This window comes from Pyramidobacter sp. YE332, from assembly GCF_033060595.1.
Classification (GTDB): domain Bacteria; phylum Synergistota; class Synergistia; order Synergistales; family Dethiosulfovibrionaceae; genus Pyramidobacter.
In genome coordinates this window covers 2,575,765-2,591,433 of the sequence record NZ_CP133038.1, presented here as the reverse complement: position 1 = coordinate 2,591,433, position 15,669 = coordinate 2,575,765, and the positions used below count along the sequence as shown (strand labels likewise).

The 15,669-nt window shown below is 57.6% G+C and carries 13 protein-coding genes, 1 tRNA gene and 1 riboswitch; of the genes, 9 read left to right on the top strand and 5 right to left on the bottom strand.

Translation table 11 applies throughout. The features are described from left to right. Positions 1-47 precede the first annotated feature (47 nt). Entirely contained in the window at positions 48-257 is a 210-nt protein-coding gene (locus tag RAH42_RS12170; protein ID WP_078014944.1) for a TOBE domain-containing protein, read from the top strand. A 220-nt stretch (positions 258-477) separates the two neighbouring features. Then, positions 478-1,683 carry a DUF3798 domain-containing protein gene (locus RAH42_RS12165; RefSeq protein WP_078014945.1) on the top strand — a complete coding sequence of 402 codons (1,206 nt, stop codon included), beginning with the start codon at positions 478-480 and terminating at the stop codon, positions 1,681-1,683. A gap of 427 nt (positions 1,684-2,110) precedes the next feature. Here the strand turns inward: RAH42_RS12165 and RAH42_RS12160 are convergent, their stop codons facing one another. From RAH42_RS12160 to RAH42_RS12150, 3 genes are all read right to left on the bottom strand, one after another. Then, positions 2,111-3,133: an IS30 family transposase gene (locus RAH42_RS12160; protein WP_317539274.1), complete on the bottom strand. Its 1,023-nt coding sequence runs from the start codon at positions 3,131-3,133 to the stop codon at positions 2,111-2,113. A gap of 363 nt (positions 3,134-3,496) precedes the next feature. Continuing rightward, positions 3,497-4,287, bottom strand: a protein-coding gene (locus RAH42_RS12155; RefSeq protein ID WP_317539161.1) for an IS5 family transposase whose coding sequence is annotated in 2 segments (ribosomal slippage) — positions 3,497-3,916 and positions 3,919-4,287 — 789 coding nt in all. Because the reading frame shifts where the segments join, the coding sequence is not laid out codon by codon here. 58 nt (positions 4,288-4,345) lie between these two features. Continuing rightward, positions 4,346-5,305 (bottom strand): IS30 family transposase, encoded by a 960-nt coding sequence (locus tag RAH42_RS12150; protein ID WP_317539609.1) that lies wholly within the window; start codon positions 5,303-5,305, stop codon positions 4,346-4,348. A 529-nt stretch (positions 5,306-5,834) separates the two neighbouring features. On the opposite strand from RAH42_RS12150, the gene RAH42_RS12145 reads away from it, so the two are divergent. From RAH42_RS12145 to thiC, 6 genes are all read left to right on the top strand, one after another. Then, positions 5,835-7,049 carry a DUF3798 domain-containing protein gene (locus tag RAH42_RS12145; protein ID WP_078014946.1) on the top strand — a complete coding sequence of 405 codons (1,215 nt, stop codon included), beginning with the start codon at positions 5,835-5,837 and terminating at the stop codon, positions 7,047-7,049. Positions 7,050-7,181: 132 nt separating this feature from the next. Continuing rightward, positions 7,182-7,257: transfer RNA gene (locus RAH42_RS12140), tRNA-Ala, on the top strand. A 140-nt stretch (positions 7,258-7,397) separates the two neighbouring features. Then, positions 7,398-8,387: an NADH:flavin oxidoreductase gene (locus tag RAH42_RS12135; protein WP_078014947.1), complete on the top strand. Its 990-nt coding sequence runs from the start codon at positions 7,398-7,400 to the stop codon at positions 8,385-8,387. A 434-nt stretch (positions 8,388-8,821) separates the two neighbouring features. After that, a complete protein-coding gene (locus RAH42_RS12130) occupies positions 8,822-9,988 on the top strand; it encodes a hypothetical protein (protein WP_078014948.1) in 1,167 nt (388 codons plus the stop codon). 69 nt (positions 9,989-10,057) lie between these two features. Further along, positions 10,058-11,236, top strand: a complete 1,179-nt coding sequence (locus RAH42_RS12125) for a M20 family metallopeptidase (RefSeq protein ID WP_078014949.1) — start codon at positions 10,058-10,060, stop codon at positions 11,234-11,236. A 76-nt stretch (positions 11,237-11,312) separates the two neighbouring features. Next, positions 11,313-11,419, top strand: a riboswitch (TPP riboswitch). A 112-nt stretch (positions 11,420-11,531) separates the two neighbouring features. After that, positions 11,532-12,845, top strand: coding sequence for a phosphomethylpyrimidine synthase ThiC (gene thiC / locus RAH42_RS12120; protein ID WP_078014950.1), 1,314 nt, complete (start codon positions 11,532-11,534; stop codon positions 12,843-12,845). A gap of 166 nt (positions 12,846-13,011) precedes the next feature. On the opposite strand, the gene RAH42_RS12115 is transcribed toward thiC, so the two are convergent. Further along, positions 13,012-13,626: a cytidylate kinase-like family protein gene (locus tag RAH42_RS12115; RefSeq protein WP_078014951.1), complete on the bottom strand. Its 615-nt coding sequence runs from the start codon at positions 13,624-13,626 to the stop codon at positions 13,012-13,014. Positions 13,627-13,756: 130 nt separating this feature from the next. Further along, on the bottom strand, positions 13,757-14,047 hold the full coding sequence (locus RAH42_RS12110; protein WP_078014952.1) for a hypothetical protein: 291 nt from the start codon (positions 14,045-14,047) through the stop codon (positions 13,757-13,759). Positions 14,048-14,333: 286 nt separating this feature from the next. Between RAH42_RS12110 and lysA the strand changes: the two genes are divergently transcribed. Continuing rightward, positions 14,334-15,638, top strand: a complete 1,305-nt coding sequence (gene lysA, locus RAH42_RS12105; protein WP_317539608.1) for a diaminopimelate decarboxylase — start codon at positions 14,334-14,336, stop codon at positions 15,636-15,638. Positions 15,639-15,669: the final 31 nt, after the last annotated feature.

Below are 15,669 nucleotides of genomic sequence, written 5' to 3'. Positions count from 1 at the left end.
GTTTAATATTGATTTATGGTCAAAATAAAATCGAAGGAGGCTTTTTTATGAAATACGGCGTTCGCAACGACCTGATGGCGACGGTCCAGGCGGTGAAGAAGGGCGAGATTATGTCGCAGATCGAATGCACCCTTGATGCCGCAGGCAAACTCAGTTCCGTGCTGACAAGTGATTCAGTGGCCGAGCTGGATCTGAATCCCGGCGACAGGGTGCATTTGTTGATCAAGGCGATTCACGTGATTCCCGCCAAGGATTGATCTTTGGTTGATCTTCCCCGCAGCTGCGGTGGCGCGGCTGAATTCGCAAGGGAGTCCGACATTGCGCCGGGCTCTTTTTTGTTTTTGTCGGAATCAGGCGCGCTGCGGCATCTGCCGGGTGGGGCCGTAGTTTTTTGCCGAAGATTGCCTCTTTATGTTCAATATATTAAAATTACTCTGTGGCGCGGAGCAAAATTTATGGAAAGAGGTGGCGGAAGGTATGAGAAAATATTTTGCAGCGGCGTTGGTTCTGGGAGCGGCTTGGTGCTCGGGAACGGCTTTTGCGGCGGAGCCGGCGAAGTTCCACATCGGCGTCTGCACGGGAACCGTTTCGCAGTCGGAAGACGAATTGCGCGGCGCCGAAGCGCTGATCAGAAAATACGGCGACGTGATGCACGGCGGCATCGTCAATCACGTGACCTATCCCGACAATTTCATGACGGAGCAGGAGACGACGATCTCACAGATCGCTTCTTTCGCCGACGATCCGCTGATGAGGGCCGTCGTCGTCAATCAGGCCATTCCGGGCACGACGGAAGCGTTCCGGCGCATCCGCGAAAAGCGGCCGGATATTCTGCTGTTCAGCGGCGACCCGCAGGAGGATCCTCAGGTGATCGACAGCGTCGCCGATCTGTCTACGGGCAACGACATGATTTCGCGCGGCTATCTGAACGTGGTTCTCGCCAAGCGGCTGGGGTGCAAGCATTACGTGCATATCTCCTTCCCGCGTCATATGAGTTACGAGCTGCTTTCGCGCCGTCGTAAGATCATCGAGCAGACCTGCAGGGACATCGGCGTCGAGTTCCATTTCGAAACCGCTCCCGATCCTACCAGCGACGTGGGCGTGGCGGGCGCGCAGCAGTTCATTCTCGAAAAGATGCCCAGCTGGCTCGACAAATACGGCAAGGATACGGCGTTTTTCTGCACAAACGACGCGCAGTCGGAGCCGTTGCTCAAGTGCGTTCTCGAGCTCGGCGGCTATTTCATCGAGGGCGATTCGCCCCTGATCGGTTTTCCCGGCGCGCTGGGGCTCGACCTGTCCGACGCGGCGGGGGATTTCGACGCGATCCTGAAGCGCCTCGAGGATACTGTGGTGGCGCGCGGCGGAAAGGGCCGCATGGGATTGTGGCGCTATCCACTCGGCTTTTCCACGACGAAGGCGCTGGGCGAATTCGCGATCGACTGCGCCGATCGGGGCGTCACGCATCAGAAGTTCCGGCGTTACTTCACCGTTTCGAAAGTGATCGGTTTCTTCAACGAGGAATCGGGGAGCTCGTCATGGAAAGGGCGCTGCTATGCCGACGCCCAGACGGGCGTGGAGGCGAAAAATCACGTGCTGCTCCTTCAGGACACCTACACGCTTGGCGTCGGGCCGCAGCGCATGACCGAAGTCGAGATTCCCGAAAAATATCTGCAGATCCACTAGGCGCGCGGCAGCGGGGAGCGCTCTTTTTCGAATAAAGAGCGCTCCCCGTTTTTTTGTTCCACGGGATTTGTTTCGTTTTGGTCTTGCCGTATGGTTCGAGAAAAATCGGCTCGCTGCGGATGTGGCTTTGCATGTGCTTTGCGGCGTCGCTTGCGGCGGAAATATTTTATCGGTAAATTTTCAGAGTAAATGCAACCTCGTCAAAGTAAATGCGACAGGGTTGCATTTACTTTGACAGGACAAAAGCAGCAAGCAGTCATTACGAACACATAATAACGATCAAGATTGCGCTAACGGAACAAATTCAAGGGGATGAAAAGCTGTTACGAGGAAATTGTCCGAAAAAAGTGCATACAAAAGTGATCCTCAACTGAAAGCAAAATTTTCAGTTCAGAGTTAATGCAATCAAGAAATTAAAAAGGAGCCGTTATTTACCGGCGAGAAGAGTCCGCTTTAAACAGATATCCTGTGGCGGAATAAGTTCGAGTCCGAGTAAATGCAATACATCCTCGCCATACAGGTTGATAAAGATCTCTGCAGGAGATTTTCCGTTAAATTTTTTCCTCCCGTATGAGTTTATATGAGACATCATCAGGTTGATATCAGTTTGGGATAAATTGTCGAAAGTTGTTCCCTTGGGAAGGATCCTTCGAATGAGAGTATGATTATTTTCAACCTTCGTTTTTTCCTGCGGTGCTTGTGGATTGCAATAGAACATATATGATTTTCTTTCTCCGTCCGGACCTTTTTCGATAGCCGTCGGATTGGAAAACTCTGTACCGTTGTCAGCAAGAAGGACCTGAAACATGGACTTATAGCGTTTCCTGCCCAGAAGAGTGAAGAGCATTGTAAAAATCTGCTCAACAGATTGAGCAGTATTTTTATCTCTCAAAAAAGCCAGCATAAAGTTGCAGTTTCTTAAGATGACAGTCAGAAGAACTTTTCCTCCTGTGGTGCCAACGACACTGTCGATTTCGGTAATAAGCATGTCCGGATGTTTCTCCGAAAAAGAGAGAAAATCATTGTAGGTACGGCCTTCACGACATTTTTTATCCACCTTCATGTTATTTCTTTTTCCCTTTCTCTTCTTAAAACGGACAGCTCGGGGCAAGTCTATTTTCCGTGCCTCTAAAATACCCGAAAGCAGGAGCCGTCTGGCGGTACTTTCAGAACAGGGAACAGTATCTCGATTATTACGGATAATATGATAGAGAGACTGCCCCTGTTTGATGAGAGGAGAGAAAAAAGAATCAATATCTGCAAGCTCGGCATCGGAGATATTGAAGCCTTCACGAGCCTCATGCAAAGTTTTCTCGTAAGAGTCATTTGCAGATTTAGCAGAATAGATCCGTTTTTTTAAAGTGCAGCGGTGACGGTTGGGGCAGCCGTTACAGACATACGGAGGAACCGAAAGCTGCGGGCAGACCTCCTCCTTAAAGTCAGGACACATCGTATTACATCTTGAGCACCGGAAACACAGTGAACGGCATTTCGGAGAGGTGTTACAAAGGGAAGTAACGGAGCAGTCATACCGGTGAAGGCAGCAGTTTACTGTCCGGCCATAACAGCCTTTGAAGACAGTCTCTGCATGTTTTCTGATCTCTCTGGAGATCGTACTCGGCGACTTCAGAACCGTTGAGGCAATACTTCTGAGAGATTCTCGCCGGTTGAGGGCGCTTTCAATGGCTTTTCTTTCAGCCAGAGTCAAATGTTTGTTCATGATGATGAACTCCTTTCCGAGATCTGTTGTCTCGTAAGAAAGTTCTTTCATCAATTCAGACTAGGGCTTGTTTAAAAAACATTTCAGCTTGTATTATTTCAATAAAATAACACTGGCAGCGACAAGAACAAAAGCGAAAAACGAAGCGTCAAGTTTGTCATAGCGGGTGAAAATTCTACGGAACCATTTGATTTTCTGAAAGAAACATTCAACCAAGTGTCGTTCCTTGTAAACATGCTCATCTATAAACCACGGTTCGGGATTATCGCTCTTCGGCGGGATAGTGTAACTTCCCTCCCGAGAAGTAATGTACTCTCTGATGGCTTGCGAACCGTAAGCCTTATCGCCGATGACGTTGCTCCCTCTGATTTCCGCTTGCCCGAGCAAGGACACGGCATGGCGGGAATCGTGGTCATTGCCGGGACTGAGCAGGAGCGCCAGCGGATTGCCTAAACCATCTACTATCGCATGAATTTTCGTATTCTTGCCGCCTCTGGACATGCCAATCGCTTGAGCCCCTTTTTTCCCCCTTCCGGGGTTTTCCCTCTCCCGTTGGCACTTTGATGTACTTTGCAGGACGTGGAGTCGATAGAGAGATTTTCCATGTCGGCATCAGCGCTTAGGGCGGCAAAGATCGCCTCGAATATTCCCCGCTGTTTCCACAGCCTGAAACGTGCGTAAACTGCCTGCCATTTGCCGTAACGCTCCGGAAGATCTCTCCATGGCGCTCCACTTCTGGCAAGCCACAGAATCCCATTGATGATCCTGCGGTTATCGTATTTTGCCGGGCGTCCACGTTGACCTGATTTCGGGTGTTCGGGCGGCAGCATTCTCTTGATTCGATTCCACTCGCTGGAGGTCAGTTCATATCTTCTCTCTTCCATGAGAAAAGTTTAAGCGATTGGATCGATTTAGGCAACTTTGACGTTTTTTAAACAAGCCCTAAATGCAAGCTCCTTTTAATTCAGATTTAATGCAACGGGGTACCGGATGTTGGGTTGCATTTACCTTGAAGAATTTCAATGAGTTTATATGAGACATCATCAGGTTGATATCAGTTTGGGATAAATTGTCGAAAGTTGTTCCCTTGGGAAGGATCCTTCGAATGAGAGTATGATTATTTTCAACCTTCGTTTTTTCCTGCGGTGCTTGTGGATTGCAATAGAACATATATGATTTTCTTTCTCCGTCCGGACCTTTTTCGATAGCCGTCGGATTGGAAAACTCTGTACCGTTGTCAGCAAGAAGGACCTGAAACATGGACTTATAGCGTTTCCTGCCCAGAAGAGTGAAGAGCATTGTAAAAATCTGCTCAACAGATTGAGCAGTATTTTTATCTCTCAAAAAAGCCAGCATAAAGTTGCAGTTTCTTAAGATGACAGTCAGAAGAACTTTTCCTCCTGCGGTGCCAACGACACTGTCGATTTCGGTAATAAGCATGTCCGGATGTTTCTCCGAAAAAGAGAGAAAATCATTGTAGGTACGGCCTTCACGACATTTTTTATCCACCTTCATGTTATTTCTTTTTCCCTTTCTCTTCTTAAAACGGACAGCTCGGGGCAAGTCTATTTTCCGTGCCTCTAAAATACCCGAAAGCAGGAGCCGTCTGGCGGTACTTTCAGAACAGGGAACAGTATCTCGATTATTACGGATAATATGATAGAGAGACTGCCCCTGTTTGATGAGAGGAGAGAAAAAAGAATCAATATCTGCAAGCTCGGCATCGGAGATATTGAAGCCTTCACGAGCCTCATGCAAAGTTTTCTCGTAAGAGTCATTTGCAGATTTAGCAGAATAGATCCGTTTTTTTAAAGTGCAGCGGTGACGGTTGGGGCAGCCGTTACAGACATACGGAGGAACCGAAAGCTGCGGGCAGACCTCCTCCTTAAAGTCAGGACACATCGTATTACATCTTGAGCACCGGAAACACAGTGAACGGCATTTCGGAGAGGTGTTACAAAGGGAAGTAACGGAGCAGTCATACCGGTGAAGGCAGCAGTTTGCTGTCCGGCCATAACAGCCTTTGAAGACAGTCTCTGCATGTTTTCTGATCTCTCTGGAGATCGTACTCGGCGACTTCAGAACTGTTGAGGCAATACTTCTGAGAGATTCTCGCCGGTTGAGGGCGCTTTCAATGGCTTTTCTTTCAGCCAGAGTCAAATGTTTGTTCATGATGATGAACTCCTTTCCGAGATCTGTTGTCTCGTAAGAAAGTTCTTTCATCAATTCAGACTAAATGCAAGCTCCTTTTAATTCAGATTTAATGCAACGGGGTACCGGATGTTGCGTTGCATTTACCTTGAAGAATTTCAGAAATATTTTATCGTAAAAATGTTTATGTCGCCCTTCTTGACCGTTAATTTAAAATAGATTAAAATTGCCACGTGGCTCGTAATTTATCTTTTAACAGTTGAAAGAGGGGGCAAAAAATATGAAAAAATACCATCTGGCAGCGGCGTTGCTTTTGGGCGCGGCGGTGTTCGCGGGGGCGGCCTGCGCGGCCGAGCCGGCGAAGTTCCACATCGGCATCTGCACGGGCACGGTCTCGCAATCGGAGGACGACCTTCGCGGCGCCGAAGCGCTGATCCAGAAATACGGCGACGTCACCGACGGCGGCATGATCAAGCACGTAACCTATCCCGACAGCTTCATGACCGAGCAGGAGACGACCATTTCCCAGATCGCGGCTTTTGCCGACGACCCGTTGATGAAGGCGGTCATCGTCAACCAGGGCATCCCCGGCACCACCGAGGCGTTCCGCCGTATCCGCGAGAAGCGTCCCGAGATGCTGCTCTTCGTCGGCGAAGCCCATGAGGATCCCAGCGTCATCGACAGCATCTCCGATCTCACCGTGGGCAACGACAACCTGTCGCGCGGCTATCTGAACATCGTCCTGGCCAAGCGCCTGGGGTGCAAGCACTTCGTGCACATCTCCTTCCCCCGCCACATGAGCTACGAGCTTCTTTCCCGCCGCCGCATGATCATGGAGCAGACCTGCAAGGACATCGGCCTCGGCTTCCACTTCGAGACCGCTCCCGATCCCACCAGCGACGTGGGCGTTGCCGGCGCGCAGCAGTTCATCCTCGAAAAGATGCCCACTTGGATCGACAAGTACGGCAAGGACACGGCCTTCTTCTGCACCAACGACGCGCAGACCGAACCGATGCTGAAGAGCATCGTCGAGCACGGCGGCTATTTCATCGAGGCCGACCTGCCCTCGCCGTTGATGGGCTATCCCGGCGCGCTGGGGCTCGATCTCGCCGACGTGAGCGGTAACTTCGAAGCGATCCTCAAGCGCGTCGAAGACACCGTGATCGCGCGCGGCGCCGGCGGACGCATGGGCGTCTGGGCCTACTCTCTGGGCTTCACCACCTCCAAGGCGCTGGGCGAATTCGCGATCGACTGCATCGAGCAGGGCGTCACGCACCAGAAGTTCCGCCGTTACTTCGAGATCCCCAAAGTCATCAAATTCTTCGACGCCGAGTCGCCGAACTCCTCGTGGAAGGGACGCTACTACGCCGACGCGCAGACCGACGTGGAGTCGAAAAACCATATCCTCATCCTTCAGGACACCTACATGCTCGGCGCCGGCCCGCAGCACATGACCGACATCGAAGTGCCCGAAAAGTACCTGAAGATCCATTAGGGAAAGACGCAGCGCCCCGTTCCGTTCGTTGAACCGCGATCCGTTGGGCGCGGGGGAATATTGTGCCCTCTTGCAATTTTGATGGAGTCGTGCTAATATGCACGAGTCATCCGGGACACGGGTGACGCATCTGGGGGTATAGCTCAGCTGGGAGAGCGTTTGAATGGCATTCAAAAGGTCAGGGGTTCGAATCCCCTTACCTCCACCAGACGAATGTACGGCGTCCGAAGCGATTCGGGCGCCGTTTTTTGTCGCTTCGTTCCGGTCTTGAAATCGGAGGCCGGCTGCCCCATAATGAAAGCCGAGCTGTTTTTCTTCACAAAATCGGTGCTGAAAGAGGCGATGTAGATGCGACTTTTGCGGGAACCTGTGACGATCAAAAACGTGACGCTGAAAAACCGTCTGGTGATGCCGCCCATGGCGACGGAAAAGGCCGATCGCGGCGCGGTGACGGCGGCGACGCTGGCCTGGTACGACGAGAAGTCCCGCGGCGGATTCATCGGCCTGGTCGAAACGGAGCACTGCTACGTCAGTCCGGAAGGGCAGGCGAGTCCGTGCCAGCTTTCGATCTCGCGCGACAGCGACGTTGAAGGGCTGAGCCGGCTGGTACGGACGGTGCACGCCAACGGCTCGCCGCTCGTGGCTCAGCTGAACCACGCCGGCAGCTTGGCGAAAGAAGAGGTGACGGGGCTGCCGGCGTACGGCGCTTCGGCGGTGACGAACCCGCGCCGCGGCACGCGCGTCCCCGTGGCGCTGGACGCGGCCGGGCTGGACAAAATCGTCCGCGATTTCGCCGCGGCCGCCCGCCGCGCGAAAGAGGCGGGCTTTGACGGCGTGGAGCTCCATTCGGCTCACGGCTATCTGCTCGACCAATTTTATTCGCCGTTGACGAACCGGCGCGGCGACGAATACGGCATTTCGCCGGAAAACCGCGTGCGCCTGCACGGCCGTGTGATCGCCGCGGTACGCGAGGCCGTCGGCGACGATTACCTCGTGGCGTTGCGCCTGGGCGCCGGCGATTACATGCCCGGCGGAGCGACAGCGGAGGACGGCGCGCGGGCGGCGGCATTCTTCGAGCGCTGCGGCGTCGACATGATCAGCCTGTCCGGCGGCATGTGCGGTTACATCGTGCCGGGGCTGGACGGCGAGGGCTATTTCAGCCGGCTTTCCGCGGCGGTGAAGGAAAAGGTTTCCGTCCCCGTGCTGCTGACCGGCGGCGTCGTCACCGGCGCCGGCGCGGAAAAACTGCTGTGGGAAGGGAAGGCCGACCTGATCGGCGTAGGGCGCGCGATCCTGCAGGACTCCGGCTGGGCGGCCCGCGTCATGAGCGGCGCATAAGAGGGAACGGTCCGTAAGAGCCGGCCGAAGCGCGCCCTGCTGGCGGGACAGGGCCGCCTCGTGGAAGAAGAAAGTAAAAATGCCGGAGCTTTGCCTTGTTCAGGTATTGACTTTTTAGTGTCCGGGTGTAAAAATATTTTCGTCGCGGTGCGCGGCGTTAACTGAGAAAGAAAGGAGCGTTCCCGCGTCATGAGAAGAATGAGCTCGCAGCAGTTCTACTTTAGCTTTTATTACGGCGTCCATGGCGTGGGAATCCCCTTGAGGTCCGACGTTTAACGCGTCGTGGCGCAAAGATCAAGGACCGGTCCCCATGCGGGAGCCGGTCTTTTTTTATTCTCCCGTTTTTACCGAAACGCCTTTTCCGGAGAGGCGTTTTGCGTAAAATAAGCGCTTGAAAAAATTTTCGTTGCCAATTCCCGAAAGGTGGGGTATTTATGGATCAGTTAAGCGCATTGACGGTCATCGCTCTCGTGTACGCTGCGGCGAACCTTCTGGCGATGAAGACCCGTGCCCGCGTGAGCATGATGTTCATCTGCTCGGTGATTTTCCTGGCTTTGTTCTGGAGCGGGGTGCCGACGACTCTTTTCGAGGACAGCAAGATGGTGCCGCTGGCCACGTCGTTCATCGCCCTGCTGATGGTGCAGATGGGCAGCATGATGGATGCCCGCAAGCTGCGGGAGGAGTGGAGGACGGTGGCGGTGTCGTTCCTCGGCATGTGCGCCGGCGCCGGCGCGATCCTACTGGCCGCGTCGCCTTTCATCGGCTGGGACTATGCCGTGGCGGCGACCGGCCCGGTGTCGGGCGGCGTCGTGGCCGGGCTGATCATGACCGAGGCGGCCGACGCCAAGGGGCTGACGGCGATCGGCGTGTTCGTGACGATGCTGCTGACGGTGCAGGGGTTCTTCGGCATTCCCATCGCTTCCAACTGCCTGCTGCACGAGGGCAAAAAGCTCAAGGCCCGTTTCGCCGCCGGCGAGCGCGCGCTGGCGGCGGGGCAGCCCGGCACGTCCAAGTGGGAGAAACTGATCCCGCCGATGCCCCAGCGCTGGCAGACCAGCTACGTTTACATCGCCAAAGCGTTCGCCGTCGCCTGGCTCAGCTTCAAGGCCGCGTCCTTGCTGGGCGACGCCGTGCATCCTTTTGTGATGGCGCTGCTTTTCGGCATCGTCTTTCACGAGCTGGGCTTCATCGAGACGAACATCATGACGCTGGGCAACGCGAACGGCATGGTCATGTTCGCGATCATGATCCCCATTTACATCAGGCTGGCCAAGGCGACGCCGCGCATGATCCTCGATCTGCTCGGGCCGCTGTTCATCGTTTTCGGTGCCACGGTCGCCGGCATCTTTATCGCTTCCATCCTTTTGAGTAAAATATTCAAGTACAGCTGGGGCCTTTCCGCGGCGCTGAGCGCCACGTGCATGATCGGTTTCCCCGGCACGCTGATCATCTCCGAGGAAGTCGCCGCTCAGCTGGGCGGCAGCGACGAAGAGCGGGAGTTCGTCCTCTCGCACGTGCTTCCCAAGATGCTCATCGCCGGATTCACCACGGTCACCATCGCCTCCGTGTTCCTGGCGGCGTTCCTCGTCAAGTTTTTCTAGTTTTGCGGCTGAAAGCGGCTCCGCGGCGCGGGGCCGACAATTCAAACGATTCGAAAGGAGTCTTTTATGATGGCAGACAGGCAGGACAGCGTCACACGCGCTTCCGAAGCGGCCGTGGCCTTGCGCCGCGAGCTTCACCGTCACCCGGAACTTTCCTGGCGCGAGGTGGAGACGACGAAAAAAATCACCGCCCGGATGGCGGAACTCGGCGTTTCCGTGATCAAAAAAGGATTCAAGGGCACTCAGTGCGGCCTCGTCGCCGAGATCAAGGGGGCCAAGCCCGGACCGACGCTGATGATCCGCGCCGACATCGACGCGCTGCCCGTCGCCGAGGATCCGTCCCACGACGTCGCGTCCGAATGCGCGGGCGTCATGCACGCCTGCGGGCACGACGCCCACGCGGCTATCCTCGCCGGCGTCGTTCAGGTGGTGCAGGAGCACCGGGACGAACTTTGCGGCGCGGTGAGGTTCCTGTTCCAGCCCGCCGAGGAAGCGGGCCCCGGCTCCGGCGCGCCCGCGGTGATCGCCGACGGCGCGCTCGAAGGCGTCGACGCGATCATCGGCGAGCACGTGCAGAGCCAGATGCCGGCCGGTAAAATCGGCTGGAAGAAAGGGCCGATGATGGCCTCCGCCGACATCTGGGACATCGTCATCCGTGGCAAGGGCGGCCACGGCGCCAGCCCCCACCGCGCCGTCAATCCGATGCTCTGCGCGGCGGCCCTGGTGCCGGCGCTGACGGCCATCGCGCCGCAGGAAGTGAGCGCGCTCGAACCCGTTGTCGTCGGCATCGGCGCCATCAAAGCCGGCGAAGCCCGCAACGTCATTCCCGATACCTGCACGATGTGCGGCACCGTGCGCTGCTCCGACATGGAAACGCGCGAAGCCATGCCCGAACGCTTCCACCGCATCGTCGACGGCATCGCCGCGGCGTGGAACTGCACGGCCGATCTGAAGTACGAAAAAGTCTATCCGGTCACCGTCAACGATCCCGACGTCACCGACTGGATCCTGGACGTGGCGAAAGCCGAAGGGCTTGAGGATCGTCTTGTGGAACGCGAGTTCGCCATGGGATCCGAGGATTTCAGCTACTACGGCGAAAAAATCCCCGCCGCGTACTTCAACCTCGGCATGGGCACCGACACGCCGCATCACAGCGCCGAGTTCCGCGTCGACGACGCCGTCGTGCCGTTGGGCGTGAAGCTGCTGTCGGCGCTGGCGCTCGATTACGGCAAAAGCCGCGGGAAATAGAAATTTTTCGCCTTTTGCCGCCGCGGGGCGCTTGTCAAATCGGCCGCGGCCTGCTAGACTGGTCCTGCATCAAACGAAGAGCGAACCGGGGAGCTTGCGTCACGCAGGCTGAGAGGGAACTGGCGTTCCGACCCGTGAACCTGTTGGGATAATGCCCGCGGAGGAAGACGCAGAAAAAAATGGAGGGAGCGGGCTCCGCACGAGGAGTCCGCTCCCTTGTTTTTCGTTCGGGCAAAAGCGCCGGTTCCGCGGAAAATCCGCTGTCCGCAGCGGAAGCAGGAAAGGAGTCCGTCATATGGAGCGAAATTACCACACGCAAATGGAAGCGGCGCGCCGCGGCATCGCCACGCCGGAGATGGAGATCGTCGCGAAAAAAGAACGCCGCAGCGTTCGGGAACTGATGGGCTGGATGGCCGAAGGCACAGCCGTGATCCCCGCCAACCGCGGGCATCGGGGCCTCGACCCTAACGGCGTCGGCAGCATGCTCAAAACCAAGATCAACGTCAATCTCGGCGTCAGCCGCGACTGCAAGGACTACGACGTGGAAATGCAGAAAGTCATGAGCGCCGTGAATATGGGCGCCGAAGCCATCATGGACCTGTCCAGCCACGGCGACACGCAGCCTTTCCGCCGCAAACTGTGCGGCGAGTGTCCCGCCATGATCGGCACCGTGCCCGTGTACGACGCGGTCATCCATTACCGGCGCGACCTCGCCACGCTCAGCGCTCAGGACTTCGTCGACGTGGTGCGCCTGCACGCGGAGGACGGCGTCGATTTCGTCACGCTCCACTGCGGCATCACGCGCAAGACCATCGAGCAGATCAGAAACTGCGGACGGGCGATGAACATCGTCAGCCGCGGCGGCAGCCTCGTTTTCGTCTGGATGAGCATGACCGGCGAGGAAAATCCGTTCTACTCACATTTCGACGAGATCCTCGACATCTGCCGCGAGCACGACGTCACCATCAGCCTCGGCGACGCCTGCCGCCCCGGCTGTCTTGCCGACGCCACCGACGTCTGCCAGATCGAGGAGCTCGTCCGCCTCGGTGAATTGACCCGCCGCGCTTGGGCGAAGGACGTTCAGGTCATGGTCGAAGGCCCGGGGCACGTGCCGCTGGATCAGATCGCCGCCAACATGAAAGTGCAACAGACCATCTGCCGGGGCGCGCCGTTCTACGTGCTCGGCCCCCTCGTCACCGACATCGCCCCCGGTTACGACCACATCACCGCCGCCATCGGCGGCGCGGTGGCGGCGGCCAACGGCGCGGCCTTCCTGTGCTACGTCACGCCCGCCGAACATCTGGCCCTGCCCAACGTGGACGACGTCAAACAGGGCATCATCGCCAGCCGCATCGCCGCCCACGCCGCCGACATCGCCAAGGGCATTCCCGGCGCGCGCGAGCAGGACGACCGCATGGCCGCGGCGCGGCGCAAGCTCGATTGGGACGCGCAGTGGCTGGAAGCCGTCGATCCGGAGACCGCCAAAGCCATCCGCGCAAGCCGGGCCCCCGAAGACGACCACAGCGAAACCTGCAGCATGTGCGGCAAATTCTGCGCCGTGCGCAGCATGAACAAGGCGCTGGCCGGCGAGTACATCGACATTCTGTAAAAACGAGCCGCCGCGGGGACGCAAAAAGATCCCCCGCGGCGGCTCGTTCGTTGTCGAAAAGCGACACCTTATTTTCAGTCAATAGTTTGCAAAGAAGCGTCATCCGTCATTCCAAACCGAGTGTTCCACGTGGAACATTTTGATTCGTCTTTGTCTGCGGCCAGTTTTACCCGAACCGCCGCGCGGTCTCGACGATCAGGGCCGCGGCGGCCTCGCAGCCGAAGGCGCTGCTGTTGAGTGTGAGGTGGTAGCGATGGATATGGCCCCATTTGCTGCCGGCGTAATACTGGTAGTGCTTGGAGCGGATCTTGTCGTTGCGCTGCACGGTTTTTTCGGCGCCCTCCGCGGGCAGACCGTATTCGCCGACGGCGCGGGCGACGCGGTCGGCCAGCGGCGCGTGGATGAACACGTTCAGGCAGTCGGTGCGGTCGCGCAGGATGTAATCGGCGCAGCGCCCGACGATGACGCAGGGAGCTTTCTCGGCCAGTTCGCGGATGATCTTGCTCTGCAGGATGAAGAGGTTGTCCGAGGCGGGCAGTCCGTCGTTGATGAACATCGAGTTGGCGTAATAGCCGTTGGCGGCCAGGTTGAACAAATAGTTGGGCGTGACCTGCTCTTCGGTGTTTCTGATGTAATCGATGGCAAAACCACTCTTCTTGGCGGCGAGGTCGATCAGGACCTTGTCGTAGAATCCGTACCCCAGCATTTGGGCAGTCCGTTCGCCGATGCTGCGTCCGCCGCTGCCGTATTCGCGACCGATGGTGATGATGCGTGCTGTCATGTGAATCAGTCCCTCCTGCCTCTTGAGAATGGATTTTTACGCAGATCGTCCGGGAAAAATGAGTGCAGCCACGGAATAAAGACCCTCTTCTTTATAATAAAATACCACAAACACCGCCTTTTTTCCAGTATCAGGCTGAAGCGACGGCGGTTTCGCCGCGGCGGCCGGGAAAAAACGCTTGCGAAAAATGGCTGTCGGAATTGACGGAACAGTGAAAAATTATTTCGATTTCGCCCTTGACAGACGGGAAACTGCGGTTATAATTTTCAGCAACAGATGAATAGGGATAAAGGCGATGAACCGGATCCCGTCGATTCGTCATTTTCACGGTGCCAGAGAGGAGATCCCACAGGCTGAAAGGGTTTCCGCGTGAAAGAATCCGGCGGGCAAGGCCCGGGGAGCTGGGATTGAAAAAGCGCATTCGACGCCGGAGTAGATTTCCCGGATTGACCCTCGTGATCGGGTCCGAGCGGGATGCAGCGATGCGTCCAAGAAGGGTGGTACCGCGAGACTGATTTCAGGCTCGTCCCTACAGCGCGGGGACGAGCCTTTTTGCTTCCCGCGCTGTCACGGTCCTCCCGGCAGGACGGCTGCGTTCAAGCAGGGTGGTACCGCGTGCCGAAAATGAGAAGCGCGTCCCTGTGTATTTGCGAAAAATACACAGGGACGCGCTTTTTTATGAACTTTTCCGAAGGGATGGGATGACGATGAATCATTTGATCTGGGGCGGCTGCGATACGGTGACGCTGGCCGAACGATACGGCACGCCGCTGTACGTGATGGACGAAACGATGCTGCGCGACCGCTGCCGGCGGCTGCGCGCCGCGGCAGCGGGGCGGAGCGCGCGCGTCTGCTACGCCGGCAAGGCTTTTCTGAACGCCGCCATGGCCCGCCTGATCGACGAAGAAGGGCTGTGCCTCGACACCGTGTCGCCGGGCGAGTTCCATATCGCCTGCGCGGCGGGCTTCCCGACGGAGCGCGTGACGCTGCACGGCAACGCCAAGACGGAAGAGTTCCTCGCCGCCGGGCTGGAACGCGGCGTCGGCGCGGTGGCGGTCGACAGCGAAGACGAGCTGGCGCTGCTGGCGCGCCTCTGCGCGAAACGCGGCGCCCGGCAGAAGATCCTGCTGCGCCTCAGCCCCGGCATCGAGGCGCGTACGCACCGTTCCATCCAGACGGCGCAGAAGGACTGCAAGTTCGGCGTGCCTCTGGCGCATCTGGAGCGCGCCGTGCGCTTCGCCCTCGGCGCGTCGGGGCTCGACCTGGCGGGGCTGCACGTCCACGTCGGCAGCCAGATCCGCGACGTCGAAACCTATCTGCGGGCGGCGGACCGCATGACGGAGATCATGCTGAAGCTGCGCGAAGCGACGGGCTTCGCGGCGCGCGAGCTCGACCTCGGCGGCGGCTTCGCCATTCCCGAGCGTCCCGGCGAGGCCGGAGCGCCGGCGGAACGCTTTGTCGCCGCCATCCTCGACCGCGTCGACGCGCGCTGCGCCGAGCTGGGTCTGGAGCGTCCCGAAGTCGCCTTCGAGCCGGGACGGTGGATAGCGGGCGAGGCGGGAATTACGCTCTACACGGTACAGGGCGTCAAGGAGATCCCCGGCGTGCGCACCTACGTGGCGGTGGACGGCGGCATGACGGACAACCCGCGCCCGCAGCTTTACCAGGCGGAATACGGGGTGCTCTTGGTCAACGACACGGAACGCCCCGCAGACCGCCGCGCCGCGATCGCCGGGCCGTGCTGCGAGACGGGCGACGTGCTGACGCTCGACACTCCCGTGCCGGAGCTGCGCCGCGGCGACGTGCTGGCCGTGCCGCTGACGGGCGCCTACAATTATTCCATGTTCAGCACCTACAACTGCGCCCTGCGCCCCGCCGTGATCTTCGCCCGCGACGGACAGGCCCGCGTGGCGGTGCGCCGGCAGACGCTCGACGAGCTGCTGAGCGGTCAGCTGGAGTGGGCGGGGAATTCGCGGCGGAACGCCGCCGCTGGATCCGGTAAAACGGTATGAGCCGATTTCGATTTTCGAGGAGGTCTTTGTG

Bases quoted from the DNA above. Each gene is read 5' to 3' on its own strand.
- RAH42_RS12165 (WP_078014945.1), top strand. From the start codon at position 478: ATGAGAAAATATTTTGCAGCGGCGTTGGTTCTGGGAGCGGCTTGGTGC.
- RAH42_RS12160 (WP_317539274.1), bottom strand. From the start codon at position 3,133: ATGTGTCCTGACTTTAAGGAGGAGGTCTGCCCGCAGCTTTCGGTTCCT.
- RAH42_RS12170 (WP_078014944.1), top strand. From the start codon at position 48: ATGAAATACGGCGTTCGCAACGACCTGATGGCGACGGTCCAGGCGGTG.
- RAH42_RS12145 (WP_078014946.1), top strand. From the start codon at position 5,835: ATGAAAAAATACCATCTGGCAGCGGCGTTGCTTTTGGGCGCGGCGGTG.
- RAH42_RS12135 (WP_078014947.1), top strand. From the start codon at position 7,398: ATGCGACTTTTGCGGGAACCTGTGACGATCAAAAACGTGACGCTGAAA.
- RAH42_RS12110 (WP_078014952.1), bottom strand. From the start codon at position 14,047: ATGCGCTTTTTCAATCCCAGCTCCCCGGGCCTTGCCCGCCGGATTCTT.
- thiC (WP_078014950.1), top strand. From the start codon at position 11,532: ATGGAGCGAAATTACCACACGCAAATGGAAGCGGCGCGCCGCGGCATC.
- RAH42_RS12125 (WP_078014949.1), top strand. From the start codon at position 10,058: ATGGCAGACAGGCAGGACAGCGTCACACGCGCTTCCGAAGCGGCCGTG.
- RAH42_RS12150 (WP_317539609.1), bottom strand. From the start codon at position 5,305: ATGTGTCCTGACTTTAAGGAGGAGGTCTGCCCGCAGCTTTCGGTTCCT.
- lysA (WP_317539608.1), top strand. From the start codon at position 14,334: ATGAATCATTTGATCTGGGGCGGCTGCGATACGGTGACGCTGGCCGAA.
- RAH42_RS12115 (WP_078014951.1), bottom strand. From the start codon at position 13,626: ATGACAGCACGCATCATCACCATCGGTCGCGAATACGGCAGCGGCGGA.
- RAH42_RS12130 (WP_078014948.1), top strand. From the start codon at position 8,822: ATGGATCAGTTAAGCGCATTGACGGTCATCGCTCTCGTGTACGCTGCG.